The sequence below is a fragment of the Sorangium sp. So ce124 genome (assembly GCF_051525235.1).
Lineage (GTDB): Bacteria > Myxococcota_A > Polyangia > Polyangiales > Polyangiaceae > Sorangium > Sorangium atrum.
Genome location: NZ_CP150312.1, coordinates 5,258,702 through 5,283,939, shown reverse-complemented (window position 1 = coordinate 5,283,939; position 25,238 = coordinate 5,258,702). Strand labels below are relative to the sequence as shown.

Annotated in this window: 20 protein-coding genes; 5 read left to right on the top strand and 15 right to left on the bottom strand. The window is 71.7% G+C overall.

The window, feature by feature from the left end; translation table 11 throughout:
• Positions 1-11 precede the first annotated feature (11 nt).
• Positions 12-4,367, bottom strand: a complete 4,356-nt coding sequence (locus tag WMF19_RS19730; protein ID WP_437900512.1) for a DNA topoisomerase 3 — start codon at positions 4,365-4,367, stop codon at positions 12-14.
• A gap of 230 nt (positions 4,368-4,597) precedes the next feature.
• Here WMF19_RS19730 and WMF19_RS19725 point away from each other — a divergent pair, with 230 nt between their 5' ends.
• The 3 genes from WMF19_RS19725 (at position 4,598) to WMF19_RS19715 (ending at position 8,514) form a co-directional block, all read left to right on the top strand.
• The gene (locus WMF19_RS19725; protein WP_437900511.1) at positions 4,598-5,392 is read left to right on the top strand and encodes a hypothetical protein; all 795 of its coding nucleotides are present in this window, start codon (positions 4,598-4,600) and stop codon (positions 5,390-5,392) included.
• A gap of 424 nt (positions 5,393-5,816) precedes the next feature.
• Positions 5,817-7,274 carry a pectate lyase family protein gene (locus WMF19_RS19720; protein WP_437900510.1) on the top strand — a complete coding sequence of 486 codons (1,458 nt, stop codon included), beginning with the start codon at positions 5,817-5,819 and terminating at the stop codon, positions 7,272-7,274.
• Positions 7,275-7,407: 133 nt separating this feature from the next.
• The gene (locus WMF19_RS19715; RefSeq protein WP_437900509.1) at positions 7,408-8,514 is read left to right on the top strand and encodes a vWA domain-containing protein; all 1,107 of its coding nucleotides are present in this window, start codon (positions 7,408-7,410) and stop codon (positions 8,512-8,514) included.
• Positions 8,515-8,868: 354 nt separating this feature from the next.
• Here WMF19_RS19715 and WMF19_RS19710 read toward each other — a convergent pair whose 3' ends face one another.
• Positions 8,869-9,279 (bottom strand): hypothetical protein, encoded by a 411-nt coding sequence (locus WMF19_RS19710; protein WP_437900508.1) that lies wholly within the window; start codon positions 9,277-9,279, stop codon positions 8,869-8,871.
• Between WMF19_RS19710 and WMF19_RS19705 the strand changes: the two genes are divergently transcribed.
• Complete coding sequence (locus tag WMF19_RS19705) at positions 9,260-10,003, top strand: pectate lyase (RefSeq protein WP_437330126.1); 744 nt, start codon at positions 9,260-9,262, stop codon at positions 10,001-10,003. The genes WMF19_RS19710 and WMF19_RS19705 overlap by 20 nt on opposite strands.
• 174 nt (positions 10,004-10,177) lie before the next feature.
• Here the strand turns inward: WMF19_RS19705 and WMF19_RS19700 are convergent, their stop codons facing one another.
• Complete coding sequence (locus WMF19_RS19700; RefSeq protein WP_437901651.1) at positions 10,178-10,825, bottom strand: HD domain-containing protein; 648 nt, start codon at positions 10,823-10,825, stop codon at positions 10,178-10,180.
• A gap of 14 nt (positions 10,826-10,839) precedes the next feature.
• Entirely contained in the window at positions 10,840-11,829 is a 990-nt protein-coding gene (locus WMF19_RS19695) for a diguanylate cyclase (protein ID WP_437900507.1), read from the bottom strand.
• A 107-nt stretch (positions 11,830-11,936) separates the two neighbouring features.
• On the opposite strand from WMF19_RS19695, the gene WMF19_RS19690 reads away from it, so the two are divergent.
• Positions 11,937-13,262: a sigma 54-interacting transcriptional regulator gene (locus WMF19_RS19690; RefSeq protein ID WP_437330123.1), complete on the top strand. Its 1,326-nt coding sequence runs from the start codon at positions 11,937-11,939 to the stop codon at positions 13,260-13,262.
• Between the two features lie 47 nt (positions 13,263-13,309).
• Here the strand turns inward: WMF19_RS19690 and WMF19_RS19685 are convergent, their stop codons facing one another.
• From WMF19_RS19685 to WMF19_RS19635, 11 genes are all read right to left on the bottom strand, one after another.
• Positions 13,310-14,134, bottom strand: coding sequence for a hypothetical protein (locus WMF19_RS19685; RefSeq protein ID WP_437900506.1), 825 nt, complete (start codon positions 14,132-14,134; stop codon positions 13,310-13,312).
• Positions 14,135-14,162: 28 nt separating this feature from the next.
• Positions 14,163-15,794: a serine/threonine-protein kinase gene (locus WMF19_RS19680; protein WP_437900505.1), complete on the bottom strand. Its 1,632-nt coding sequence runs from the start codon at positions 15,792-15,794 to the stop codon at positions 14,163-14,165.
• Between the two features lie 181 nt (positions 15,795-15,975).
• Complete coding sequence (locus WMF19_RS19675; protein ID WP_437900504.1) at positions 15,976-16,236, bottom strand: hypothetical protein; 261 nt, start codon at positions 16,234-16,236, stop codon at positions 15,976-15,978.
• Between the two features lie 129 nt (positions 16,237-16,365).
• Positions 16,366-18,030 carry a pectate lyase gene (locus WMF19_RS19670; protein WP_437900503.1) on the bottom strand — a complete coding sequence of 555 codons (1,665 nt, stop codon included), beginning with the start codon at positions 18,028-18,030 and terminating at the stop codon, positions 16,366-16,368.
• Positions 18,031-18,129: 99 nt separating this feature from the next.
• On the bottom strand, positions 18,130-18,489 hold the full coding sequence (locus tag WMF19_RS19665) for a cupin domain-containing protein (protein ID WP_437900502.1): 360 nt from the start codon (positions 18,487-18,489) through the stop codon (positions 18,130-18,132).
• A gap of 30 nt (positions 18,490-18,519) precedes the next feature.
• Positions 18,520-19,185, bottom strand: coding sequence for a bifunctional 4-hydroxy-2-oxoglutarate aldolase/2-dehydro-3-deoxy-phosphogluconate aldolase (locus WMF19_RS19660; RefSeq protein ID WP_437901650.1), 666 nt, complete (start codon positions 19,183-19,185; stop codon positions 18,520-18,522).
• A gap of 32 nt (positions 19,186-19,217) precedes the next feature.
• Positions 19,218-20,306: a PfkB family carbohydrate kinase gene (locus WMF19_RS19655; protein WP_437900501.1), complete on the bottom strand. Its 1,089-nt coding sequence runs from the start codon at positions 20,304-20,306 to the stop codon at positions 19,218-19,220.
• Between the two features lie 11 nt (positions 20,307-20,317).
• Complete coding sequence (gene kduD / locus WMF19_RS19650) at positions 20,318-21,079, bottom strand: 2-dehydro-3-deoxy-D-gluconate 5-dehydrogenase KduD (RefSeq protein ID WP_437900500.1); 762 nt, start codon at positions 21,077-21,079, stop codon at positions 20,318-20,320.
• A 4-nt stretch (positions 21,080-21,083) separates the two neighbouring features.
• On the bottom strand, positions 21,084-22,421 hold the full coding sequence (locus WMF19_RS19645) for an MFS transporter (RefSeq protein WP_437331138.1): 1,338 nt from the start codon (positions 22,419-22,421) through the stop codon (positions 21,084-21,086).
• Between the two features lie 59 nt (positions 22,422-22,480).
• A complete protein-coding gene (locus WMF19_RS19640) occupies positions 22,481-23,299 on the bottom strand; it encodes a 5-deoxy-glucuronate isomerase (protein WP_437900499.1) in 819 nt (272 codons plus the stop codon).
• 77 nt (positions 23,300-23,376) lie between these two features.
• Positions 23,377-24,762, bottom strand: a complete 1,386-nt coding sequence (locus WMF19_RS19635; protein ID WP_437900498.1) for a carbohydrate porin — start codon at positions 24,760-24,762, stop codon at positions 23,377-23,379.
• Positions 24,763-25,238 lie beyond the last annotated feature (476 nt).

Here is a 25,238-nt window from a genome sequence, read left to right as displayed (position 1 = left end):
CCGCGCGCCGCTCAGCGCGCCCGCCCCTTCTTCCGCTGCGCCTTGCGGGCGAAGAACGCCTTCCGCGCGTCCGAGGACTTCGCGCTCTGCCGCTTCTTCACCTTCGGCGGGAGCTTCGCGAGCGGGACGTCGCCCACGACGTCGCTCGCGCCGCGCTGCCCGCCGAGGAGGCCCCGCGGCGTGAGCGACGCGCGCTGGTACGTGATGAGCTCGCCCGCCTTCTCGAACGAGTCCTCGCGCACGCAGACAAGGCCCGCCCGCACGAGCCCGCCGAGGAGGTGCTCGAAGTCGCGCCGCTCGAGCGAGCCGTCAGCGAACGCCTCGCGGTAGAGCCGGCCTGTCGGCTGCTCGCTCTCGCGAAGCGCCGCCATGATCTTCGCGATCGCCTGCGCCTCGTCGCGGCTCGGCGCCCGGAACTCCCGCGCGGCGCACGCGGCCGGCGCGCAGACGTCGCACAGGCCGCAGGGCTCGCCCGTGTCCTCCTGGTCACCGAAATGGCGGACCAGGTGGAGCATGCGGCAGCCGTGGCCCTCGGTGAACCGCGCCATCTGCACGAGCTCGGCGAGCTTGTGGCGCCGCTGCGCCTCGTAAGGCCCGCGCCAACCCGGCTCGCCCAGGGCGACGCCCCCGTCCGGATCCACGCGCGCGCCGCCGTGGATCCAGAGCTTCTCGAGGGCCTTGTCCGCCACGTCGGGATCCACTCCGAGATCACCCAGGATCGCCTCCTTCGGGCGGGGCTCGTCCGACAGGACCTCTTCGATCCGCTGGAGCATCGCCGGATCAGGGTAGTCGCGCTCGTGGAAGAACTCGTGCATTCGCCGGTCGACATACGAGTGCATCAGCACGGCCCGCGAGGGGAGCCCGTCGCGGCCGGCGCGGCCGATCTCCTGGTAATAGCCCTCGACGCTTCCGGGCAACCCGGCGTGGACGACCGTGCGGACATCGGGCTTGTCGATGCCCATGCCGAAGGCGATCGTGGCGACGATGATCTCGGTGCTGCCGTCCAGAAAGGCCGCCTGGATCCGGTCGCGCACCGGGGCGGCGAGACCCGCGTGGTACGCTTCGGCCGGGAGATCCTCCGAGAGGCCGGCGGCGAGCGCCTCGGCCTCCTTCCGCGTCGGCGCATAGACGATGGCCGGCGTCCGGCCCTCCTGGCCGAGCAGCGCGCGCACCCGGTTCAGGCGCTCTCCCGGGCTGACCTCGAGGATCTCGATACCCAGGTTGCTCCGCCTGAAGCCGTGGATGAACCGCGCCGCGGACGTGAGGCCGAGCTGCTCGACGATGTCGTCCTGCACGACCGGCGTGGCGGTGGCGGTCAGCGCGATGACAGGCGCCGGACGGAGCGCCGGGAGCCGCTGACCCAGCATCCGGTAATCAGGGCGGAAGTCGTGGCCCCATTTCGAGATGCAATGGGCCTCGTCGACGGCGACCAGCACGGGCTTCCGGCGGGCGAGCATCTCGGGGAACCCGGGCACGCGGAGCCGCTCGGGGGCGATGAAGAGGAAATCGAGCGCGCCTTCGAGGTAATCGATGCAGGCCTGCCGCGACTCGGCCCGGCTCCGGCCGGAGTGGATCCGCTCGGCGGCGAAGCCGCACGCGCGGAGCTTCGAGGCCTGATCCTCCATGAGCGCGATGAGCGGGCTCACGACGAGCGTCGTGCCGCCTCGGGCGATGCCGGGGAGCTGGTAACAGAGCGATTTGCCGGCGCCCGTGGGCATGACGAGCAGCACGTCGCTCCCCGCGGCCGCCGTCCGGCAGACCGCCTCCTGGTAGGGGCGGAAGGCGCTGAAGCCGAAGCATTGGTGGAGCAGCTCGACGAGATCCTCCGGCCGGCGCGCTGGCGACGAGGCGACCGCCGGCGAGGACGCGGCGCCCACCCCACGCGCCGGGGAGGACCCGACGGCCGCCGCGCGCGCGGGCGACGGCGCTACCGCGGCGGGGCGCGCCGGCGGCGACGTCGCTGTCGCAGGTCGCGCGGGTGACGGCGCTACTGCCGCGGGTCGCGCCGGCGGCGACGTCGCTGCCGCAGGTCGCGCGGGCGACGGCGCTACCGCCACACGGCGCGCCGTCGCCCCGGCCGCCGCAGGTCGCGCTGGCGACGGCGCCGCCGCCGCACGCGACCGCGCCTGCGCCCGAGCCGGCGCCGATGCTGCAGCCGCCGCGACCGCCTGCAGCGTGCCAGGCGATGCATCGCCCGGCCCGACCCCTGCGCTGCCGCCCGGAGCACGGCGAGGCGTCGCCTCGCGGCCTCGGCCGGTCCCCGGCGCAGCGGCCGCGGCGACGCCCCTCTTCTCGCGCGACCGCGCCTCGCCGCGCTCCTGGAACGGCGACGCCCCGACCTCCGGGGAGAGCGCGCCGTCCCCTGCTGCGCGCCGCCCCCCGCTCACCTCCGCGACCACGTGGCGCACGTACGACTCGATGTCCGCCATGAACGACGGCAGATCGCCCTTGCCCCGCGCCATGCGGGCGAGCTTCGCCTCCCAGGCGCCCGTCATCGCGGGGCTCTTCACGTCCGCGTGGACGACCTCGATCAGCCCGACGCCCTTGTCGGTCGCGTGCAGCAGCTTGCCCTTGCGCACGATGTACTCGCGCCGGAGGAGCGTCTCGATGATCGCGGCCCGCGTGGCCGGCGTGCCGAGGCCCGAGTCCTTCATCGCCTCGGAGAGCTCCTTCTCTTCGAGGCTGCTGCCCGCGGTCTCCATGGCGGTGAGCAGCGTGGCCTCGGTGAAGCGCGGCGGCGGGCGCGTCTTCTTGGCCTGCGCCTCCGCGTCCAGCACGAGCTGCACCTGCCCTTTCGCGAGCCCAGGCGGGAGCCGCTGATCCGCGGTCTCGCGCTCGCCCTCGCCCGCTCCCCCGTCGCGCGCGTCGGGCCCATCACCGTCCGATTCCGCCTTCTTGCTGGGCCTCGCAGGCGGCTTGCCGAAGCCGATGTCGAGCACCTTCCACCCGACCTTCTCCACGACGCTGCCCGCGCTGTGGTAGCGGTCCACGATCGGCTCGCCGCCGCGCGCACCCGCGCCGCCGCGCGTGGTGATCGCCGTGATGACCGTGGTGATCGAGGTGACGTGATCCTCGTGCCACGCCGAGAGGAGGCGCCGGCAGATGAGATCGAAGATCTTCTGCTCGTCGGTCGAGAGCTCCGCGCGCGAGGAGCGAGCCCCCGTGGGGATGATGGCGTGGTGATCCCCGACCTTGCCGTCGTCGACGAAGCGCTTGCCGAGCGGCCGAGCCCCCGTCCCCGGGGCGAGCATCCCCCGATACGAGCCCTCGATCGCCTGCACCACCGCGCCGAGCGTGGCCGCGACATCCGTCGAGAGGTGCCGGCTGTCGGTGCGCGGGTAGCTGATGAGCTTCCTGCGCTCGTACAGCGCCTGGGCCACCTCCAGCGTCTTCTGCGCAGAGAAGCCGTAAAGACGGTTGGCGTGCCGCTGGAGCTCGGTCAGGTCGTAGAGCAGCGGCGGCGGGAGGCGGCGAGACTCCGATCGGACCGCCTCGATGCGCGCCTCGCCGCGCCGGGCACGCTCGATGATGCGCCGCGCCTCCTCGCCGTCCGGCGGCAGGCGCCTCCGCGACGGCGCGGTCTCGGGCCGCTCGCCGGCGCTCGGCGGCCCGCCGGCGGCCGGCGGCTCGCCGGGGAGCGGTTTGTCGTTGAAATACGTGCCCTTGTAGGACTCGTCGGCCGCGCCCGATCCGTCCTCCCGGAGCGGGCAGAAGGTCGCGACGACCTCGAGGTACGGCTCGGGGACGAACCGCCGGATCGCGAGCTCGCGCTCGACGACCATGGACAGCGTCGGCGTCTGCACGCGGCCGACCGAGAGATCCTGGTCGAAGACCAGGCTGTAGGCGCGCGAGAGGTTCATGCCGACGAGCCAGTCGGCCCGGCTACGCCCGCGCGCCGCGTCGGCGAGGCCGTCGTAGCCGCGCGCATCCCGCAGCCGCCGGAGCCCGTCGCGGATGGCGTCGGGCGTGAGGGACGAGATCCAGAGCCGCTCGACCGGCTTCTTGCACCCGGCCGCCTCGTAGAGGTACCGGAAGATGAGCTCGCCCTCGCGGCCGGCGTCCGTGGCGCAGACGACGCGGTCGACGTCGCGCCGGCCCAGGACCTTCCGGACGATCTCGAACTGGGCCCGCGTCCCGGGGAGGACGACGAGCGGGAACTGGCCGGGAAGCATCGGGAGGAGGTCGAGGCGCCAGCGCTTCCAGGCGGGGTCGATCTGGTGCGGCTCGGCGATGGCGACGAGGTGCCCGATCGCCCACGTGACGACGTAGCCGCCGCCCTCGAGGAAGCCCTCGGCGCGCTTCGAGGCCCCGAGCACCGCGGCGATGTCGCGGGCGACGGCGGGCTTCTCTGCGACCACGGCGATCATGCGGCGACCATGCGAGACATGCGAGGACTGCGAGCGGCGGGCGTCGCCCGCGCCTCGCGCAGGTGCGTTGATAGCGCGAGCCGCGGGCGGGCGGTATGGGGAAGCGAGCGGGCAGCGAAGCCCGCGCCCGCCCGGCGCCTTGACACGCTGGCGCCGAGCGGGTTCACGTAGTGTCTGGACGCTTGCCGCCGCGCGAGGGCGCGCGGCGGCTCAGGGAGAGGGGCATCGAGATGCGAGACCTGAAGGGGATCGTCGAGGTGGAGCTGCTCGTCGAGGAGGGCGGCGGGCTCACGCCGACGCGAGAGTATGTCCATCGAGACACGACCTATGTCGAGGGGCGGTCGGGCCAGCGCTATGCGCTGCGCGTGCGGAACCTGACCGGCGCGCGCGTCGAGGTGGTGCCCACGGTCGACGGCCTCGACGTGCAGAGCGGCAAGGACGCATCGTTCGACGCCCGCGGCCTGGTGATCAGGGCGCACGAGTCGTTCGATTTCACCGGGTTCCGCATCAGCCACACCGAGGTCGCGACGTTCCGGTTCGGGAGCATCGAGCAGTCGTACGCCGCGCAGATCGGCAAGCCCCGCAACGTGGGTGTCATCGGCCTGGCGGTGTTCGAGGAATTCGCGCCCCCGCCGCCGCCACCCCCGCCGCCCTTCGCGCCACCCCCGCCGGCGTTCGGCGGGCTGCAGGGCGGCGGACTGCCGCCGCCGGCTCCGGGGTTTGGACCGCCCGCGCCCGCGCCTGCTGCTCCGCCGCCAGCCCCCGCACCCGGCGCCGCGCCGGCCCCCGCGGCGCCGAAGGGGCTCGGCACGACGTTCGGCGAGCGGCGCGAGTCGCGCATCACGTCGACGCAGTTCACCCGGGCGACACCCAAGCCCGCCGCCGTGCTGGTGATCCGCTACGAGCAACGCGACGGGCTGAGGGCGCTCGGCATCGACGTGGACGGGCTGCACCAGCGCGAGACCGCCAGCCCCTTCCCCGCCGAGACCGGCTTCGCCAAGCCGCCGCCCGGCTGGAAGGGCTGAGCGCCGGCGGAGCTCGCGGCAGACGGCTGCCGGTCAACGCGCGGTTGACACGGGAGCCACCCTTGCTGTCAAGCACGTCAACCCGTGGTTGACGTCGCGGCGCCACGACGCGCCGCGATGAGGACGTCCACGTCACGAGCGCTGCGCAGCCCCCAGCCACAGGCGTGAGCCGTCGGCAGGCGGGTCCGGGCAAATGGCATTGTCGTTGCTGGTCTCGCGGCGCGCGGAGGAGGCGCGGCGCCGGCCTGGTTCGGCGGCCGCCACCTCACGCGCGACCCGGACTGCGCGACGGGCTGGGCTCGAGTCGCCTCGTGCGTGCATCCAGCGCAACGACGGTGAGCCGCGCCATGCGCCGTTGTCGCCCGCGGGAGCGCGGCGCCTTCAGCGCCCACGCGAGTTCTCTCGATTCGAAAGGAATCATCTCATGAAGGCCGCCGTCCTCTCGTTCGTCCTCCTCGGTTGCACGGGTTGCACGTTCCTGGCCGGTTGCTCCCGCGCAGCGAGCTCGCCTGGCCCAGGCGATGAAGCGGCCGGACAGGGCGGCGCCGGAGGTAACACTCCGGGCGCGGGCGGCCACGGCGGCGCGACTGCAGGCGCCCAGACCGGAGCCGGCGGCGCGCCGGGAGGCGGCGCGGAGGCCGGCGGCTCCGCCACCACCGGCTCGGCGGGCGGCGCCGGCGGCTTCATCGCCACCACCGGCTCGGCGGGCGGCGCCGGCGGCTCGGGGCCCGTCGATGGCGTGGGTACGATCCTCAAGGTGACGAACCTCGACGCCGACGGCCCGGGATCGTTGCGCGAGGCGATCGAGACGCGGGGGCCGCGCACGATCGTGTTCGAGGTCGGCGGGATCATCGACCTCGACAAGACGCGCCTCGACATCACCGAGCCGTTCGTCACGATCGCCGGCCAGACAGCGCCCTCGCCGGGCATCACGCTGATCCGCGGCGGGATGAAGATCCGCACGCACGACGTGCGAATCCAGCACCTCCGCTTCCGGATGGGCGACGCCGGGGCTGCGCCGGCGTCGGGGTTCGAGCCCGACGTCACGACGGACGGCGCCTCGGCGTACAACATCGTGATCGACCATTGCTCCGTGGCGTGGGGCGTCGACGAGAACCTGTCCGTCTCGGGCCCCCGCTTCGACGGTCCCGACGGCACCTCGCGCCGCGTCACCCTCAGCAACAACATCATCGCCGAAGGGCTCCTCGAATCCATCCACGAGAAGGGCTCTCATTCCATGGGCACCCTCGTGCACGACCACTGCACCGACGTCACCGTCGTCGGCAACCTCTACGCCAACAACAACGAACGAAACCCCTGGTACAAGGGGTTCGCGACCGGGGCGATCGTGAACAACGTCGTCTACAACCCCGGCAAATGGGCGATGCGCCTCGGCCCCGTCCTCAAGGAGTGGGAGAGCTCGGGCGTCACGCCGGAGCCGCCAAGGGTCAGCATCGTCGGCAACTACATGCGGCACGGCGCCAACACCTTGCCGGGCCTCCCCATGATCGGCACCAACTCGCTGGGATCCGCCTACCTCGAGGACAACATCGCCGTGGACGCCCTCGGCAGAGCGGCGCCCATCGCCTCCCCGGACATCATCGTCCTCGCCGAGAAGCCCGCGTGGCCCGACGGCCTCGTGGCGCTCCCCGCAGCCTCGGTCCTCGACGCGGTGCTCGCTCACGCGGGCGCGAGGCCCAGAGACCGCGACGAGGTCGATCTGCGCATCGTCGAAGACGTCCTGTCCGGCGACGGAATGTTCGTGAACAGCCAAGACGAGGTAGGGGGCTACCCGACGGCAGCGCCGACTTCGCGACCGCTCGACGCGCCGACCGAGGACATCGAGGGCTGGCTCGATCGCCTCGCCAACGAGCTCGAATAACAACCGTCGCCCGCGCCGTCGCCGAGCCCCGCAGCTCGTGGCCGCCGTTCGTGGCCGCCGTTCGTGGACGGAGCGCAGGCCCTGGCGCGGTGCTCGCGATGACGTCGCAAGGATTCTGCTTACAGGAGGCATCATGTTGAGAGCATCATCGATCTGTTCCGTCGTCGTGCTGGCGGCGCTATCGGGCTGTACGTCGAGCGACGAAGCCGGCAGCGGCAGCGGAGCGCCGGGCGCCGGCGATACCCCCGGGTACGGCGACGTCGGCGGTGGGGCCGGAGAGCCGGGCAGCGTGCCCGGAGACCTCGGCGCCGACGGCAGCGCCAGCAGCGCCGGCGGCGGCGTGGACTGCGGGCGGCAGAACTTCGACGTCGAGCGCAAGCCGGCCAGCATCCTGCTGGTCCTCGATCGCTCGGCGTCGATGCAGGACGATCCGAACGGAGACGAGGGCACGCCGTCGAAATGGGACATCGTCGTGCCCGCCTTGCAGGAGGTGATCGCGGCGACGAACGAGGCCGCCTCCTGGGGCCTGAAGGTGTTCCCGCAGGGCGACAGGACGGGTAGCTGCACCGAGGAGAGCTTCCCGCGCGACATCCTGATCCCGATCGCGGCAAGCAACGCCCCCACGGTGAGCCAGGCGATCTCGAGCACGACCCCCGAGGGCGACGGCACGCCGACCGGCGACGCCATCAACAAGGCGGTCGAGTACCTGCAAACGATCCAGAACGACGATCCGAAGTACATCCTGCTCGCGACCGACGGAGATCCGTCGTGCCCCAAGAGCGACTCGGACGAGCTCGCCGTGCAGGCAGTGACGGACGCGGCCGCCGCCGGCTTCCACACGTTCGTGGTCGGGATCGCGGCGCAGGCGAGCAAGATCAAGGCGCTCAACGGCCTCGCGGTCGCAGGGCTCGAGCCGCGCCAGGACGCGGATCCGGACGCGCCCAGGTTCTACCTGGCGGCGACGCAGGACCAGCTCGTGACATCGCTGCTGGCGATCACGGGAGAGGTCTCGACGTGCCTGTTCCCGCTCGGCGAGCCGCCGCCGAACCCGGACCACGTCGGGGTGTTCGTCGGGGAACAATCGATCATGCAAGACACAACAGGCACGGATGGATGGAATTACACTGGGCCAGACATGATGACGATCAAGCTGTACGGCGCTGCGTGTGAGCAGGTGGCGAGCAGCGGCGCCGGCTCGGTCAAGGTCATCTTCGGCTGCAAGGATGACCCGATCTTCTGAGCTGGAGGGCGCAGCCTGCCGGGCGCCGCGCTCGGCAGGCTCGCGACTCCGATCGCCGGGTCGCCCCCGCCCGATGCGCGCCCTCCCCCGGAGCTGCGCGGCGCGGAGCACCCGCGCGTCAACCCGATCGTCAACCGGTGTCGACCGCCTGTTGACACGCCCACCCCAGCGCGCCTCCGCGCGATGCTCGATGTCCAGCCGCGCCCCCTGGATCGCCGCTTGCATTCACCTCGACGAGCTCGACGCAGAAGCCAGCTGAGCGGCGCGAAGCGCGAGTTCCTGGTTGCCACCTCGACGGGTTGCGTCGAGGAGTCGACAGCGCCGTACAAGCGCTTCCGGGCCGCGGGTCGCCCATCATGATGCCGGAACGAGAGGTAACGAGATGAGATCTGGAATGAAGTCAGCTTTCACTTTGCTGTTCGTGCTCGGCGCCTTAGGAGCCATGCAGCTCGGCTGTTCAGACGACGCCGCGACGCCGGACGACGGCCAGGGAGGCAGCAGCTCGAGCAGCAGCGCCGCCGCGACCGGCGGGAGCACCAGCAGCACGGGCGTCGGCGGCGGCAGCAGCACCGCCGCGACCACGAGCAGCTCCAGCACAACGAGCGGCGCGACCACGAGCAGCTCCAGCACGACGAGCAGCTCCAGCACGACGAGCGGCGCGACCACGAGCAGCTCCAGCACCACGGCCGCGAGCACCACGAGCAGCGGCGCGGGTGGAGAGGAGCCGCTCGGCGACGAGCTCCCGATGGAGATCCCGACGCCCACGAACGGCAACGGCGAGATCAGGACCCAGACGACGGTGCTCAAGAACGCCGCCCACGGCGGGCAGGACGTCTACGACTTCAACAACCAGAAGATCGGCGTGAACAACACGGAGGACTGCGACGACGGCGAGGGCCAGAAGACCGTGTTCGAGGTCGAGGACGGCGTCACCGTGAAGAACCTCATCATCGCCGGCGGCCTCCCCGGCGGCAACGGCATTGTCTGCAAGGGCGACTGCACGCTCGATCACGTCTACTGGGAAGACGTCTGCGAGGACGCCGCGACCAACAGCGCCGACGGGGCGACGATGCGCATCAACAGCTCCATCGCGCTGCACTCGGCCGACAAGATCTTCCAGCACAACGCCAAGGGCGGCTCCACGACCATCGTCACGAACTCGTACATCGCCGACTTCGGGAAGCTCTGGCGCTCGTGCGGCGACTGCACCGCGAACGGCGGCCCGCGGCACCTGATCATCGACAACGTCAGGGTGGACCGCGTGAAGACGACGGTCGCGGGCGCGAACCAGAACTACGGCGACACGGTCACGATCACGAACCTGTACGTCAAGGGGGGCTACGACGCGGGCGACGACAAGCCGAAGATCTGCCAGGAGTACAAGGCCGTCACCGATCACATGGGCGAGTCCGAGAAGCTCCACGGCGGCGCGAGCCAGTGGGGCACCGCCACGTGCCGCGTGAGCAAGAGCGACGTGAAGAGCTGGTGATCGCGCGAGGGGCAGCGCGCGCCGGCGTCGCTGTCCCTCGTTGCGACGCCTCCGGCGCCGACTGCCACGCTCCCTCCGGCGCGGACCGCCGCGCCAGCGACGACCGCGCCGTCCACCGACGACCGCACCGTCCACCGACGATCCCCGCCCCTGACGACCCCTCGCGCAGCGCCGCTACGCGCCCGTGTCGAGCTTCCGGCGCAGGTTGTCGCGCGCGCTCGCCTCGAGGCGGGCGTGGAAGTACGGCGAGAGGAAGATCCGCTCCGCCGCGAGCAGCTTCTCGAAGAAGCGCCGCCGGCCTGCGGCGTAGAGCTCGGGCGGCACGGCGCTGTACTCCGCGGCGATCGCCCGGTCGTACGCGTCGAACACCGCCGCGTCGCTGCCCAGGATGGCCATGTCGCAATCGAGGAAGAGGGCCTCCTCGTCGCCGACGTCCGCCGGCCCGAGGGCTCCGTGGCGCGCCGTGAGCAGGATGAGCCGCTCGATGAAGCCCTCGTCGAGCCCCTCGCCGGGCAGCCAGCGCGCCACCGCCTCGCGCGCGAGCTCCGCGCTGCGCGCCTCGTTGTCGTGGCGGCCAGGCACGTACACGGCGTCGTGGAAGAGCGCGGCCAGGAACACCTCCCGCGGCCTCCGCCAGCCCACGTCGCGGGCGACCTCGCCCGCCCGGCGAAGCACCTCGCTCACGTGCGCGAGGTCGTGGTACGCGCGCCCAGGCTCGCCGTAGGCCGCGCGCACCGCGCCCCACAGCGGCTCGGGCAAAACCAGGCCGTCCGGGGCCTCCGGCGGCGCGTCGCCGTCGGCGCGCGCGTCGCCCGCCGCGATCCCACCGTCCGGCCTCACGCGAGCACCAGATCCTCGGGGCGGAACAGCTCCCCGTCGTACGTGGCGACGCGGCCCTTCTCCGTGGCCTTCGCGTGGTTCTTCGCGAGGTTGGCGCGCCCCTGGATCTCGCGATCGGTCAGGAAGCAGTCGACGTCGGCGACGCACAGCCCGGCCGAGATCGTCGGCGACCGCTCGACGCGGCGGTAGCGGCGGCGGGCGAGGCGCTCCTGGAGCGCGCGCAGGAAGTCCACCGCCCACGCGCGCGTCGCGTTGGGCAGCGTGATCATGTACTCGTCGCCTCCGAACCGGTACGCGTGCCCGTGCGCGAAGACGTGCGCCTCGATGCTCTCCATGAACGGCGGGAGCACGTGGAGATCGACAGCGGTCTCGGTGTGCTGGACGTTGAACGCCTTGAAGTCGTCGATGTCGATGAACGCCACGGCGATCGAGGCGCCGCGCAGCGCGCAGCGCGCCCGGTAGTGCGCCAGATCGGGGAGGAAGAGCCCGGGCGCCTCGAGGATGTGGAACTTCTCGTCGTACTCGCGCGGCCGGAGCGGCGGCGCCTCCGGCGTCACGGCCTCGGCGTGCCGGATCGACATGTAGTCGGTGAGCTGCGGCACCTTGAGCGCGCGCGTGGCCGCGAACCAGGGCGCGGCCATCAGCTGCTCCAGCCCGTGGACCTCGCGCCGGAGGTGCCGGATCGTCTCGGCGTTCACGGCCTTCTGCAGCGGCTCCTCGATCGCCGTGGCGCTGTCGCGCCGGAGGTCGATCAAGATGCGCTTGAGCAGCGGGCCCTGCGTGTCGTGGATCTGCGCGTGCGGCGGCCGCAGCTCGAGCTGCCGCCCGAGGAGGCTCAGCTGTCCGATCAGCTCCGTCACCTCCGGCGGCTCGTAGCCGCGGAACTCCTGCCGGATCACGTCCGCCACGTCGCGGCGGAACGCGTCCGTGAAGCGGGTGACGCACTGGAACAGGACCTTGGCCTCGGACTGCGTGAACTCGAGCACCTCACGAGGATAACCCGGCGGTATGCGTCCAGCGCCCCGGGCGCACCGCGCGCTGGAAATCCGCCGGAAATTCGGAGATGCTGCCCCGTCCCCCTCCCGCGCGATCAATGCACGACCCCACCCGGACGATCACGACCCTCCGAAGCGACGCGGTCGAGCTCCCGGACCTGCGCATCCTCGTCACCCCGCAGAAGAGCCCACCGATCGAGGCCACCCTCGGCGTCGCGCCGCTCGTGCTCGGCACGAGCGGCGAGTGCGACGTCATCATCCCCGACTCGCGCGTCTCGCGCCGCCACTGCCAGCTCCGGTTCTCGCCGCGCGGGGTCGTCCTCACCGACCTCGGCAGCAAGAACGGCACGTTCATCAACGACGTCCTGATCGTCGAGGGCTTCCTCACCCCGAGCGCCGTGGCCTCCCTGGGCGGCGTGCCCCTCACCGTGCGCGTCGGCGGCGCCCCGGTCGTCGTCCCGCTCTCCACGTCGGCCAGCTTCGGCGAGGCCCTCGGCAGCAGCGTCCCCATGCGCGCGCTCTTCGCCCGCCTCGAGCGCGCCGCGGCCACCTCGGAGACGATCCTGCTGCTCGGCGAGTCCGGCACCGGCAAGGAGGTCCTCGCCCGCGCCATCCACGAGGCGAGCCCGCGCAGCGGCGGCCCCTTCGTCGTGTTCGACTGCAGCGCCGTCGCCCCGAACCTCATCGAGGCCGAGCTCTTCGGCTACACGAAGGGCGCGTTCACGGGCGCCCAGAGCGCGCGCGCCGGCCTGCTCGAGGAGGCGAGCGGCGGCACGCTCTTCCTCGACGAGATCGGCGAGCTCCCGCTCGATCTCCAGCCGAAGCTCCTGCGCGCGCTCGAGGCCCGCCAGGTGCGCCGCATCGGCGCCGCCGCGTACACGTCCTTCGACGCCCGCGTCATCGCCGCCACGCACCGCGATCTCCAGGGCCGCGTCGCGTCGGGCTCGTTCCGCGAGGATCTCTACTACCGGCTCGCCGTCGTCGAGACCGTCGTGCCGCCGCTGCGCGAGCGCAAGGAGGACATCCCGCTGCTCGTCGAGCGCTTCCTCGCGGCGCAGGTGCCGCCGCGCTCGCTCGCCGACCTGCCGCCGAACGCGCTGGAGCTGCTCCGCGGGCACCACTGGCCGGGCAACGTACGCGAGCTCCGCAACACCGTCGCGCGGCTCATGCTGTTCCCGCACCTCGCCGAGGAGGCGATCGTCAAGGTGGCGCCGCGGCCCGCCGACATGAGCGTCGGCCAGTTCGCGGCGCTGCCGCTCCGCGAGGCGCGCGACATGGTCGTCGAGCAGTTCGAGCGCACGTACATCGCGATGAAGCTCCGGGAGAGCGGCGGCAACGTGGCGCGGGCCGCCGCGTCGATGGGCGTGTCCCGGCAGCTCGTCCACCGGCTGATGGAGCGCTACGGGATCCGCAGCAAGGGCTGACGGGGCCGCGCGGCGCTGCGCGGTGCTCGGGACGCGGAGCGCGGCGCTCAGAACGCGCCGCGGAGCGAGAGCCCGGGGCCGCCCGGCGCGAAGGAGAAGCCCGCGACCGGCGCGGCGGGCGCGACGGGATCGAGCTGGAAGTAGAGCACCGCGCCCAGGCCGGCCGCGAGGAACCCCACGCCCGCGGAGATGGCGCCGGCCTTCCACGTGAGATCGATCGCCTCGACGTCCTCCGCCGGGCATCCGGGCGCGCACCGCGTGCGGAGCTCGCTCCGGTCGAGGTGCCCCTTGACGCCGAGGACCGCGCCCACGCCGAGCCCCGCCGCGCCCACGCCGACGAGCACGAGCGGCCAGCGCTGCCGCACCGGCGGCGCGTCGGCGCCGGCCGCGGGGCGCGACGGCGCCGGCGCAGGGAAGCGCACCGCGATCGGCAGCGCCTTGTCGCCCGGCGGCACCGTGACCACGGTGACGACCCGCGTCCCCGCCGCGTCCTCGAAGGTCAGCGTATGGCGCCCGGGATCGAGCTCGACCGGGTCCTTCGGGAGCGCGTCGACGAGCGGCGCGCCGTCGAGGAGCACCCGGACCCGGCCCGGAGCGTGGCCGTCCGCGGACGTGGCCGACAGCGCGACGCTGGGCATGTCGCGCTCGACCTGCTCGCTCCAGCTCTGGCAGTCGCGGGCGAGCGTCGCCGGGCACGAGCTCACGCAGACGCGGAGCTCGGCGCGGGCGCGCAGCAGCGCCCTGTCGCGGAGGAGCTGCTGCGCTTGCTCGTACGAGGCCGCGCACGTCTCTCCCACGCCCTGAGCGCGGGCGCGTGAGCCCGCGAGGAGCGTGACGGCCGCGGCGAAGGCGGCGAGGAGGCGCCCTTTCATCGCGGCGCAGGCTACACGCATCCGTCGTTCACAGGCACTCTCGCTTGATCCGCCGGATGCCGTTGGCGTCCAGATAGTAGGGCGGCACGCAGCGCGACCGCGGCCGCGCGCTGCGCGCGGGGGACGCGGCGCGCACGCCCGCGGCGCGATCCGGCGCGGCGGCGCGCGCGGAGGCCCCCGGCGCGGTCGCGTCCGGCGCCGGCGCTGGCGAGGCCGCCGATGCCTCGGGCGCCGCCGACAACGCCGCTGGCGCCTCCGCAAGGACCTCCGGCGCCCCGACGCTCGCGGCGGGCGCCGCCACCGCCGGCGGCGAGGCGGCGGGCCGCGAGGACTCGCCGGCGCCGGCGCGCTCGTCCTGCGGCGCATCGGTCCCTGGACGCACGCTACAGCTCCTGCCGAGGGCCACCGCGAGCACCAGCGCGCTGGCCCCGAGCGCGAGCGTAGAGGCGCGGACGAGCTGCGCGCTCGCCAGCCGCGGCGGCGCCGCAGCGGCGACCGGCGTCGCGAGCGCCGACGCCGCGGGGCGCGCCATGTCCTCGACCGTCCTCGTCATGGTCGGAACCGTCACCGAGGTCCGCAGCGCGCGCCCGCGGCCGCCGGACGGCTGCGCGAGGCGCGCCTCGACGTCCCGCGGCGGCGCGTCGTCCACGGCGGCGGGTCTCGGCGCCGGCGGCGTCGGGACCGCGCTCCGTTGCGACGTCTCGATCGCGGCGAGGCTCTTCGCCCGCGCCTCGAGGAGCGTCCCCGCCGTCGCCTCGACCCACGCCCCGACAGCGCGCGGGCTCGCCGGCGGCAGCGCCTCCTCCAGCGCAGCGGCCATCTCCAGCGCGGTCGCGTAGCGCCGGGAGGGATCCCTGTCGAGGCCGCGGAGCACCACCTCGTCGAGCGCCTTCGGCACGTCGCCGTACGCGCTCGGCGGCTGGACGACGCCCTCGAGGATCCGCCCGAAGATCTCCGCGTCGCACTCCCCCGTGAACAGCCGCCGTCCGGTGAGCACCTCCCAGAGGACCACGGAAGCGGCGTAGATGTCGGCGCGGCGGGTCAGGGGGGCTCCGCGCAGCTGCTCCGGCGCCATGTAGCTGAGCTTGCCCTTGAGCTGCCCGACGCGGCTCACCTGGCTCCGCACCGCCGCCCGCGCGATGCCGAAATCGAGCACGCGCGCGATGCCGTCCTCGCCGACGAGGATGTTCTGCGGCGACACGTCGCGGTGGACGATTTGGAGCGCGGCGCCCTCCTCGTCGGTCGCCTCGTGCGCCGCGTGCAGGCCCGCGAGGGCGCCGGCGATGATGGCCGAGCCGATCGGCTGCGGCACCTGGGCCCCTCGCCGGCCGGCCTCGCGCAGCAGGCTCGAGAGCGATTCACCCGCGATGTACTCCATGACCACGAAGAGCTCGTCGTCGGCCTGCACGCTGTCGAGCGTGGTGACGACGTTCGGGTGGCGGATGCGCACGGCGAGCCGCGCCTCGTCGAGGAGCATCGACGAGAACTCGGGATCCCTGGCGAACTGCGGGTGCAGGCGCTTGATCGCGACGGTGCGGGCAAAGCCATGCGCGCCCACGAGCCGCCCGAAATGGACGGAGGCCATCCCCCCGGAGGCGATCACGCCATGGAGCGTGTACCGATCGAGGGTCCGCCGCTCGCGCTCCTGAGCAGGTGCCATGGTGGCTCTGTTCTACAACATCTCGGCAGCGTTGCTGGACGGTAACCTGCGCGCCGCGCCGGCGTCAGGCGGCCAATGACGCCGGGCAGCGGAGAGCGCTCGACGCGGCAGATGGGTGTCTGACCGCCCCTGCCGAGGTGGGACCGATGGAGATGCAACTGCGTGTGTCCACAGTGTCAACTCACGGTTGACATGGGGACGCCGCCGCCGTCTGGGTGGCGCACGCTCCGCCTCCGCCCGTGGGGCTGGCGCCTCCCACGCCGCTCGCTCCGGACTCGATCCCGCCTCCGATGTCCAGCGAGCTCCCCTCGCCGGAGCCGGAGCCGACGCTTCCGCCGGAGCTCGCCCCCTCACCTTCTCCCACGTCGCTCGGGCTGCTGCCGCACCCGAGCCCGACCGCAGCCACGGTCAGCACCACCATGGCAACTCCAAGCAATCTCATGCATCGACTCTTTGGACCGCCGCGCGCCGGCACCGCGCCGCCGGCATCAAGCCACCTGGATTGCGCGTGGTCCCATGCCTCGGCTCTGCAAAGCACACGGGGTGCCAGGGCGACGGGGCTCGGGGGCGCTCACTGCACGGGCGCAACGTAGGAGATCAGCACGCCCATGTTCTTGATGAACGACTCCACGGAGATGCCCGTCGGCGACTCCTCGGCCGGGTACGTCGCCGGCGCCTTGGCCGGGTCGTAGGGCGAGGTATCGTTGCGATCGCCCACGTGCGTGGTGGCGTAGGTGTCCTCCACGAACGGCTCGGCGTCGCCAGGACCTTTGTAAGGGTTCGTGATCATCGTGATCTTGGTCGGCCAGTATCCCTCCGCGTTGAGCTCTCCGACGAGCCTCTGCGCGTCCTCCGCCGTCACCGGCGCGGTCGTCATCGCGGCGCCGGCGTACAGGTCCTCGAGCTTCACCTCGCGCAGCGAGAAGTACCGCGGCAGCGCCGCCGGCCCCGTGATCTTGAGGGGCGAGCCCGCCGTCAGCGCCTCGGGCGACATCGCCGCGAGCTCCTCGTAGCGGGCGCGCATGGCGTCCACGTCGAGCTTGCGGGCCTGCCCGTAGTGGCCGATGGGCTTGGCAGGGTCCTTGTCGAAGTAATACTCGCCGTTGACGACGTTCGAGCCGCGCCGGTGGACGTAGAGCGGAATGTCGGTCCCGATCTCGATGTACGTGGGATGCGTCCGGTCGGGGAAGATCTCCAGCAGCTCCGAGGGCAGCTTGACCTTGTCCAGCCAGTCCAGCGCCTCGGGCACGCGGGCGATATACTTCTCGTCCCCGGTCATGTTGTAGAAATTGAGGAGCTGCTGGATGTTGTTGGCCGTCGTGTGTGTGGTCAGCGCCTCCGGCTCGTAGGTGCGCGCCCCGGCCGGCTTGCCGTCCTGCGTGAATTGAAGGCCCCACGCGGGCTGCGGCGCGGGCTGCTGCAACGCGACGAAGTTGTCCATGGCGCGCTCGATGTTCCCGAGCAGCTGCGACTCGCCCAGCGCGAGGTGGCACATGATCAGGAACTTGATGTTCTCTCCGGCCACGTCGTCGTTGAAGGTGATGTGGCTCGTGTAGTCGGGCTCGCCGCCCTTGCCCATCAGCGGGAAGCGCTGCGGCCAGCCGCCCCCCTCGTACTGGCTCTCGGTGACGAAGCGGATCGCCTTGTCGAGGGGCCCGCGGAACCGCTCGTCCTTCTTCTCGAGGTACATGCGCAGGAGGAGCTGCGAGGCCACGGCGGTGCCCGCGTCGTCGAACGTCGCGTTGCCGTAGTAATGCTGGAACTCCTCGAGGCGCCAGCCGTTCTTGCCGATGGTGTCGTACCAGTCCTTGAGCGACTCCTCGCCCGCGAAGTCATAGATGTAGTTCCAGCCGCCGGCCTCGTGCTGGGCCTCGATCAGGGCGAGCGCGACCTGCTCGGCGGCCTTGTAGTAGAGCTCGTCGCCGGTGGCGTGGTAGGCGTCCAGGTAGAGGTGCCCCATCGACGGCGTGCCGGGCGGCTGCACCCACAGCATGGTGCGCTTCGCCTCCATCTCGCCCCAGCTCCTCGAGAGATCCGGGAGGTAGCTCCACACGTAACCGCCGTTGTACGCGACCTCCTCGCTCATGAAGGTGGCCGCGCGCTTCATCGCGTCGACGTACGGGACCATCTCGGGCGGCACTTCATGGCCGGGACCAGGCCCCGGCTCGCTGTCCCCCCCGCAGGCGGCGAGCGCGAAGGGCAAGAGGATCGACATCGCGAACGTTCTGCGTTTCATAGGCTCCTCAATCGCACAGGGCTGCTGCGTCGGTCGCAGGGCCCGTCGAAAAGACATGGTGATCTTGGTGAACTGGAGTGGCTGACCGGATTCCCGCGCTCAGGGCATGTACTCTTCGCGCGCGGGGGTAAACACGTCGAGCACGACGGACGGCTCGAACGCCCAGGCCTGGTGCTCGACGCCCCCGCGGACCACGAAGCTGTCCCCGGCCCGCGCCTCGAACTCCTCGTCTCCGCACGAGAACTTGAGGTGTCCGGAGATGACATAGACAAGCTGATCGTGGGGGTGGCTGTGGCGCGCTCCGGCCCAGCCGACCTCCATGTGGTGCTCGACGAGCATCATGTTGGGGTTGTGGGCCAGCACCCGGCGCTTCAGCCCCGGCTCGGGCGTGAAGAACTCCACCGCATCGCCCGACACGCGCGCCAGGCTCGGGACATCGCTCTTCTTCAGATGACTCATGCTTCCTCCAGCGCCTCGCGGCAGCCCCGCTCAGGCGCGCTCCTCGATCCCGGCCCGCGCGGACCGGACCACTGAAAGGAACTCCCGCGCGCGCTCCGTGAGGACCTCGTCGCAGCCGGCCTCGAGCGCGGCCGCGTCGACGAGCTCGCCGCCGACGCCGAGCGCCACGGCGCCGGCCTCGATGAACTCGCGCGCGGTCGCGAGGTTGACCCCGCCGGTCGGCAGCAGCTTCACGTGCGGGAGCGGTCCGCGCAGGGCGCGCAGGTACTTCGCGCCGCCCATCGCGGAGCACGGGAACACCTTCACCGCGTCGGCGCCGGCGCTCCACGCGGCGATCACCTCGGTCGGGGTGAGCGCCCCGGGGAAGACCGCCTTCCCGAGCTCGCGCGCCGCATGGATGACCTCGAGGTTGAGCCCCGGGCTCACGATGAACTGCGCGCCGGCCTCGATGCACCCGCGGGCTGCGTCCGCGGTGAGCACCGTGCCCGCGCCGACCAGGACGCGGCTCCCCATCCGCGAGGTGATCTCGTGCATGACGGCGAGGGCGTCCGGGACCGTCATCGTGATCTCGAGGACCTCGATCCCTCCTGCGCACAGCGCGCGACCGGCCCGCACGGCTAGCGCGCCGCTCGACGCGCGCACCACGGGGACGACGCCGATCTCCTCGATGCGGCGGACGACGTGCTCGCGGTCCATCGCGTGATTCATCGCGTGATTCATCGCGTGATTCATCGCTCGATCCTCGCGCTGGCCCCGCTCATCGCCCGCCGCACCTCGGCGAGCGACGCCATCGACGTATCGCCCGGCGTCGACATCGCGAGCGCCCCGTGCGCGACGCCGCACTGGAGCGCCCACTCCGGGCTCTGCTCCGAGAGGAGCCCGTAGATGATCCCCGAAGCGAACGAGTCGCCGCCTCCGACGCGGTCGAGGATCTCGATGTCTCGCTGGGCGACCTCGTAGAACTCGCCCTTGCAGTACAGGATGCCGCCCCAGCCGTTGACGCTCGCGCTCCTGGCCGTCCTGAGGCTCGTGGCCACGACCGAGATGTTGGGGTACGCCGCGACGACATCCGAGATCATCCGGCGGAACCCCGTCGTGTCGAGATCGCGATAGCCCTCATCGACGCCGGGCACCTCGAAGCCGAGCGCCGCGACGAAGTCCTCCTCGTTGCCGAACAGGCAGTCGACGTAGGGCATGAGGGCCCGATTGACCTCGCGCGCCCGCTTCTGACCGCCGAAGTTCTTCCAGAGCGAGGGCCGGTAGTTGAGATCGTAGGAGATCCGCACGTCGTGCTCGCGCGCGACCTCCATGGCCTCGCGCGCGACCCCGGCGGTGGTCTCCGAGAGCGCGCAGAAGATGCCGCCCGTGTGGAACCAGCGGGCGCCGCGCTCGCCGAAGATGGCCTTCCACGGGAGGTCGCCGGCCTTCAGCCTGGAGGCCGCGCTGTGGCCGCGATCCGAGCACCCCACGGCGGCGCGCGGTCCGAACCCGCGCTCGGTGAAGTTGAGGCCGTTGCGCGCCTCGCGGCCCACGCCGTCGTAATCGACCCAGCGCACGTTGAACGTGTCGACCCCGCCCTGCAGCATCAGATCCTCGATCAGCCGCCCGATCGGGTTGTCCGCGAGCGCCGTGACGATGGCTGTCCGCAGCCCGAAGCAGCGCCTCAGCCCCCGCGCCACGTTGTATTCTCCCCCGCCCTCGCCAAGTTCGAACGTCCGCGCGGTGTGGATCCGCCGCTCTCCCGGGTCGAGGCGCAGCATCACCTCCCCGAGGCTCACCTGGTCCCACGCACAGCTCTTCGCACTTCGGATCTTCATCTTCACGCTCCTCAACGGCTCATCCACCCGCCGTCCACGACCAGCACGTGGCCGTGGACGTACCTGCTCGCCTCCGAGCACAGGAACAGCGCCGCTCCCGCGATGTCGCTCGGCTCCCCCCAGCGCCCCGCCGGGATACGATCGAGGATCTGCCGGCTGCGCGCCTCGTCGGACCTGAGCGCGGCCGTGTTGTCCGTCGTGATGTAGCCCGGGGCGATCGCGTTCACGTTGACGCCCCTCCCGGCCCACTCGTTCGCGAGCGCCTTGGTCAGCTGCGCGATCCCGCCCTTGGACGCCGCGTAGGCCGGCACCAGGATCCCGCCCTGGAACGAGAGCAGCGACGCGATGTTGACGATCCTGCCCGACCCTTGCTCCAGCATCTGCTTCCCGGCGAGCTGCGAGAGGCGGAACGCGGACGTCAGGTTGACCTCGATCAGGAGGTCCCAGTCCTCCTCGGAGTACTCGACGGCCGGGGACCTCCGGATGAGACCCGCGTTGTTCACGAGGATGTCGAGGCGCCCGAGCTCGGCCTTCGTCCTCCGGACGAGCTCCGCGTGCGCGGCGCGATCCGCGAGATCCGCGGCCATGCCGGTGGCGCGCCGCCCGAGCTTTCGCACCGCCGCCACGGTGGCCTCGCCCGGCTCGTCCTTGCCGTGACAGGCGATGTCCGCGCCCGCCGCCGCGAGCGCCGTCGCGATCGCGGCGCCGATCCCCGTGGCCGAGCCCGTCACGAGCGCGACCTTGCCGTCCAAACGAAACGGATCGTTCGTCATTTTCTTATCCCTGCTTCAACCGCGCGGCCTCGAGCCGCGGCACGAGCGCGTGAATGATGGCGAGCGCGAGCACGTAGGCGGACGCCGCCATGATGAACAGCGTCGAGTAGCTCCCGGTGAGCTGGAGGACGCGGCCCGCGATCTGCGCGATGAGCATCCCGCCGATGGCCCCGGCCATGCCCCCGAACCCGACGGCCGACCCCACCGCTTGCGACGGGAACATGTCCGTTGTGAGCGTGAACAGGTTCGCCGAGAAGCCCTGGTGCGCGGCCGTGGCGAGGCCCAGGAGCAGCACGGCGACCCACAGCGAGTCGGTGCGCGTCGCGAGGAAGACGGGCGCCACGCCGAGCGCGCAGGCGAGCATCGCTGTCTTGCGCGCCGCGTTCGCCGTCCAGCCGCGGCGCATCAGCATCGAGGAGAACCAGCCGCCGGCGATGCTGCCCACGTCGGAGAGCAGGTAGATCGTGACGAGCGGCGGGCCGATCTGGAGGAGGTTCAATCCATGCTTGCGGTTCAGGAAGTCGGGGACCCAGAACAGGTAAAGCCACCAGAACGGATCGGTCATGAACTTGCCGATCGCGAACGCCCATGTCTGGCGGTGCGGGATCAGGCTGAGCCAGCCGACCTTGCCGGGCGCCGGCGACGGCTCGCTCGTGATGTAGGCGCGCTCCTCCGGCGTGACGCGCGGGTTCTCCGCGAGGGGGCGATACAGGATCATCCAGGCGACGATCCACAGCGCGCCGATCGCGCCGGTCAGCGCGAACGCCGCGCGCCACCCCCAGGCTACCGCGATCCACGGGACCGCGAGGGGGCACACGATCGCGCCGATGTTCGTGCCGGAGTTGAACAGGCCGGTCGCGAGCGCGCGCTCCTTCTTCGGGAACCACTCCGCGATCGTCTTGAGGGCGCCCGGGAACATGCCCGCCTCGCCGATGCCGAGGGCGAACCGCGCCGCGGAGAGCCCCCCGGCGCTGCCGACGAGCGCGTGCGCCGCCGCCGCGAGGCTCCAGAACCCGACGGCGAACGAGAACCCGCGCCGCGTCCCGATGCGATCCATGAGGCGGCCCATCGTCAGCATCCCGATGGCGTAAGCGGCCTGGAACGACGTGACGATGTTGCCGTAATCGATATCGTTGTAGCCGAGGTCCTTCTGCAGCGTCGTCTTGAGGACGCCGAGGACCTGTCGATCGACGTAGTTGATCGTCGCGGCCGTGAACAAGAGGGCGCAGATCACCCATCGATAGCGCCCGATGCCGGCCGAGCGCGGCGCGGCGCCGGCGCCCGCGTCGCGCGGCACCTCCGCGGGCGCGTCGGCGATGGCCGTCGTGGACTCCGTGTTCATCACCATGAAGCTATCCTCCTGAGTTCGAGCCGCCTGACGCTGGCCCGCTCCCCTGCTCGCTACTTGAGGCTCGCCTCGAGCCCGGAGCCGCGCTGGGCGAACTCCGGCTGGACGTTGACCACCCCGAACACCCGATCTTCGCGCTCGCGGTGCGCGGCCATGAGCCAGACGAAGTTGATGGAGTGCCCCGGCGCGGCGACGTTCGGGTGATACCCCGCCGGCATCAGCACGGCGTCGCCGTCCCGCACCACCGTGACGACCTCGGGCGCCTCGGGAGCCGTGTACACGAGCTGCACGCCGAACGCCGGCGGCGGCATATCGAAATAGACGTACATCTCCTCGAGCAGGTCCGTGTGCTCGTGCGGGGGCCAGCTGGTCCAGTGCCCCGGCGCGGAGCGCGTGAAGCCCGCGACGATGCGGCCGGCCTGCACGTTCTTGCCGAGCAGGATGCTGAGCTCGCGCGTCGTGGCGTCGCCGCCCGCCTTGAACTTGAGCGACGTATTCTGCTCGACGTCCTTGTAGGGGACGACCTGGAGGGGATAGTCACCCTCCACCTCGGCGCCGCACTCGACGAGATCGACCGCCGAGCTCGTGCGCACCTCGACGACCGAGCCGCGAGGCACGTAGAGGGCGTCGTACCGCCCGAGCGCGATCACCTCCCCGCCGTTCACCTTCACGGCGCACTCGCCGGCCATACAGAGGAGCCCTACCTCGCGTCCGGAGGTCTCGAACCGCGCCTCCGGCGTGGTCCCGTCGAGCAGGATCCGACCGTAATGGAGGCGCTTCATGGGGCTGTTTGCCGGGGTCACGGAGAGCTTTCGCCCCCTGTGCGACGCCGTCGCGCGGACCACGACCTGCCCAGCGTTCACTGGCTTCATGGACAAAACCCTTTCCTCGATTCGTTAACTGGATTTACGAATGGACGCGGTGAATCCCCCGGAGCCCCGCGGCTGCGTCAGAACGCCGGGCTGGCCTTGATGTTCCACTCGACGTTCAGGCCGATGAAATGCTCCCAGGTGCGCTGGCTGAAGACGTCGTCCTGCGGATAGAGCGCCTTCGCGCCGTCGTCGCGCCGGGTCACGAGCCAGATGAACCGGAATTGAGGGCGCTTGAAATCACCCTTGCCCGCCGCGTTCAGGAACGGCACGAGCCCGAGGCGCACGAGGCTCGCGCTGTGGTGGCTCGCCGCGGGGTGCGCGCCCGCCGCCGCGGGGTCGGCCGGCGGCGGGACCCTCCCCCGCCGCTGCGCCTGATACGAGGCCTCGACGGCGACGCCTCCCCAGTCGCGCAGGTAGAGGTGCGGCCGCACGAGCAAGATGCCCTCGTCGAGGTCGGCGAAGTCGAACGGCTCGCTGGCGTTGCGGAAGGAGCGCACGTATCCCGCGGCCATCAGACCGAGCGGCCCCGTCTCGTAGTTGCCGCTCAAGGTGAAGAGGAGCTCGTGCGCGCCGGTCGCGGTGCCGTCCGGCGCGGGCTGGGTGGGCGCGCCGAACTCGCCGTAGGCCGCGAGGTCGCCCGCGTAGCGGAGGAACAGGTGCAGGTGCCCGTTGTTCACGCCGGTGAACGGGCTGATCTGCGCGCCGACGACGTACCCGGAGTCGCGCGGCAGGCGCTCGACAACGCCGGCCTCCGCCGTCTCGCGCGTGCCCGACGGCAGCTGGTGCAGCTCGCCATACAGGACGCCCTTGACGCCGCCCTTCTCCCCGACCGGGACGGTGTGGCTCGCCTTGACGCTCGAGATGAGCCGCTGGCGATCGAGGAGGTTGACGTTCGCCGCGCCAGGCTGGTTGAGCGCCGGCGGGCGCTCCACCGTCTGGAGGTAATAGGGCGAGAGCGGCCGGTTGACGCCTGCGTGCGCCGCGAAGTACGTGCGCTTCGAGGGCAGGTCGTAGCGGACGCCTCCGCCCAGCGTGTTCAGCCAGTCGAGCGGCCAGAAATCGAGGAGCTCGGCGTTGTCACCGCGGTAGAGGCGCGAGCCGACCCACACGGACAGGCCCTTGACGCCGAGGTCTCGCTCCTCGACGAAGGCGTTGCGCACCGACATGTTGATGTTCCACGGCCGCGCGTTGTTGTAGTGGAGGACGGGGGCGTCCACGACCAGGCGGACGGCGACGCGCGTGGTGGCGCCTGTGGACTCCCAGTGATCCTGCCGCTCCAGGTCCATCTGGATGTACGTGGACTCGTCGAGGCGCGAGCCCCTCAAGACGATATCGGCGTCCCGCCCCGGCCCCATCTCGGCGTCCGTGGCCGCGACGACGCGGCCGACGCCGCCGAAGAAGAAGCCGCTCTCCGGCACCGGCGCAGGACTGGGAGTCGGAGGGGGCGGCGGCTGCCCGTTCACGGCTGCTGGAGGCACCTCGGGCGCCGGAGTCGGAGTCGTGGTCGGCTGCCCGCTCACGACCGCTGGAGACACCCAGAGCGCCGCGCCGAGAAGGGCGGAGACCGCGCCGCGCCGCGGAGCGCGGCGGGAATCGTGCTCAGGATCGCAAGAGAGATGGATGATGGGATTCAAGGTGCGCCGATCTCGTGGTGTGTTGGAGCGGCAGCAGCTCAAGCAGCGTGGCTGTCGTCAGGGGCGAAAAGGCCCCGACGAGCACGCCTGGCGTGGCTCGCTCATCGATTGGAATGCGCGCAGCGCTCGCGCTCAGGCGCGCTCGCCCGCGTCCGTCAACGTTCACAACGCTCGTCGACGCTCGTCGACGTTCGTCAACATTCGTCAACGTTCGTCAACGTTCAAAGCAAGCGATGGGCCAGAGACGACCGGCTCGGTCGCAGCGCGGCGATCCAGGCGTCGTTGCCGCGGCCAGAGTGCGAATC

Coding starts and splice junctions, on each gene's coding strand:
- WMF19_RS19730 (WP_437900512.1), bottom strand. CDS start 4,367: ATGATCGCCGTGGTCGCAGAGAAGCCCGCCGTCGCCCGCGACATCGCC.
- WMF19_RS19725 (WP_437900511.1), top strand. CDS start 4,598: ATGCGAGACCTGAAGGGGATCGTCGAGGTGGAGCTGCTCGTCGAGGAG.
- WMF19_RS19720 (WP_437900510.1), top strand. CDS start 5,817: ATGAAGGCCGCCGTCCTCTCGTTCGTCCTCCTCGGTTGCACGGGTTGC.
- WMF19_RS19715 (WP_437900509.1), top strand. CDS start 7,408: ATGTTGAGAGCATCATCGATCTGTTCCGTCGTCGTGCTGGCGGCGCTA.
- WMF19_RS19705 (WP_437330126.1), top strand. CDS start 9,260: ATGGAGATCCCGACGCCCACGAACGGCAACGGCGAGATCAGGACCCAG.
- WMF19_RS19690 (WP_437330123.1), top strand. CDS start 11,937: ATGCACGACCCCACCCGGACGATCACGACCCTCCGAAGCGACGCGGTC.
- WMF19_RS19685 (WP_437900506.1), bottom strand. CDS start 14,134: ATGAAAGGGCGCCTCCTCGCCGCCTTCGCCGCGGCCGTCACGCTCCTC.
- WMF19_RS19680 (WP_437900505.1), bottom strand. CDS start 15,794: ATGGCACCTGCTCAGGAGCGCGAGCGGCGGACCCTCGATCGGTACACG.
- WMF19_RS19675 (WP_437900504.1), bottom strand. CDS start 16,236: ATGAGATTGCTTGGAGTTGCCATGGTGGTGCTGACCGTGGCTGCGGTC.
- WMF19_RS19670 (WP_437900503.1), bottom strand. CDS start 18,030: ATGAAACGCAGAACGTTCGCGATGTCGATCCTCTTGCCCTTCGCGCTC.
- WMF19_RS19665 (WP_437900502.1), bottom strand. CDS start 18,489: ATGAGTCATCTGAAGAAGAGCGATGTCCCGAGCCTGGCGCGCGTGTCG.
- WMF19_RS19660 (WP_437901650.1), bottom strand. CDS start 19,185: ATGGACCGCGAGCACGTCGTCCGCCGCATCGAGGAGATCGGCGTCGTC.
- WMF19_RS19655 (WP_437900501.1), bottom strand. CDS start 20,306: ATGAAGATCCGAAGTGCGAAGAGCTGTGCGTGGGACCAGGTGAGCCTC.
- kduD (WP_437900500.1), bottom strand. CDS start 21,079: ATGACGAACGATCCGTTTCGTTTGGACGGCAAGGTCGCGCTCGTGACG.
- WMF19_RS19645 (WP_437331138.1), bottom strand. CDS start 22,421: ATGAACACGGAGTCCACGACGGCCATCGCCGACGCGCCCGCGGAGGTG.
- WMF19_RS19640 (WP_437900499.1), bottom strand. CDS start 23,299: ATGAAGCCAGTGAACGCTGGGCAGGTCGTGGTCCGCGCGACGGCGTCG.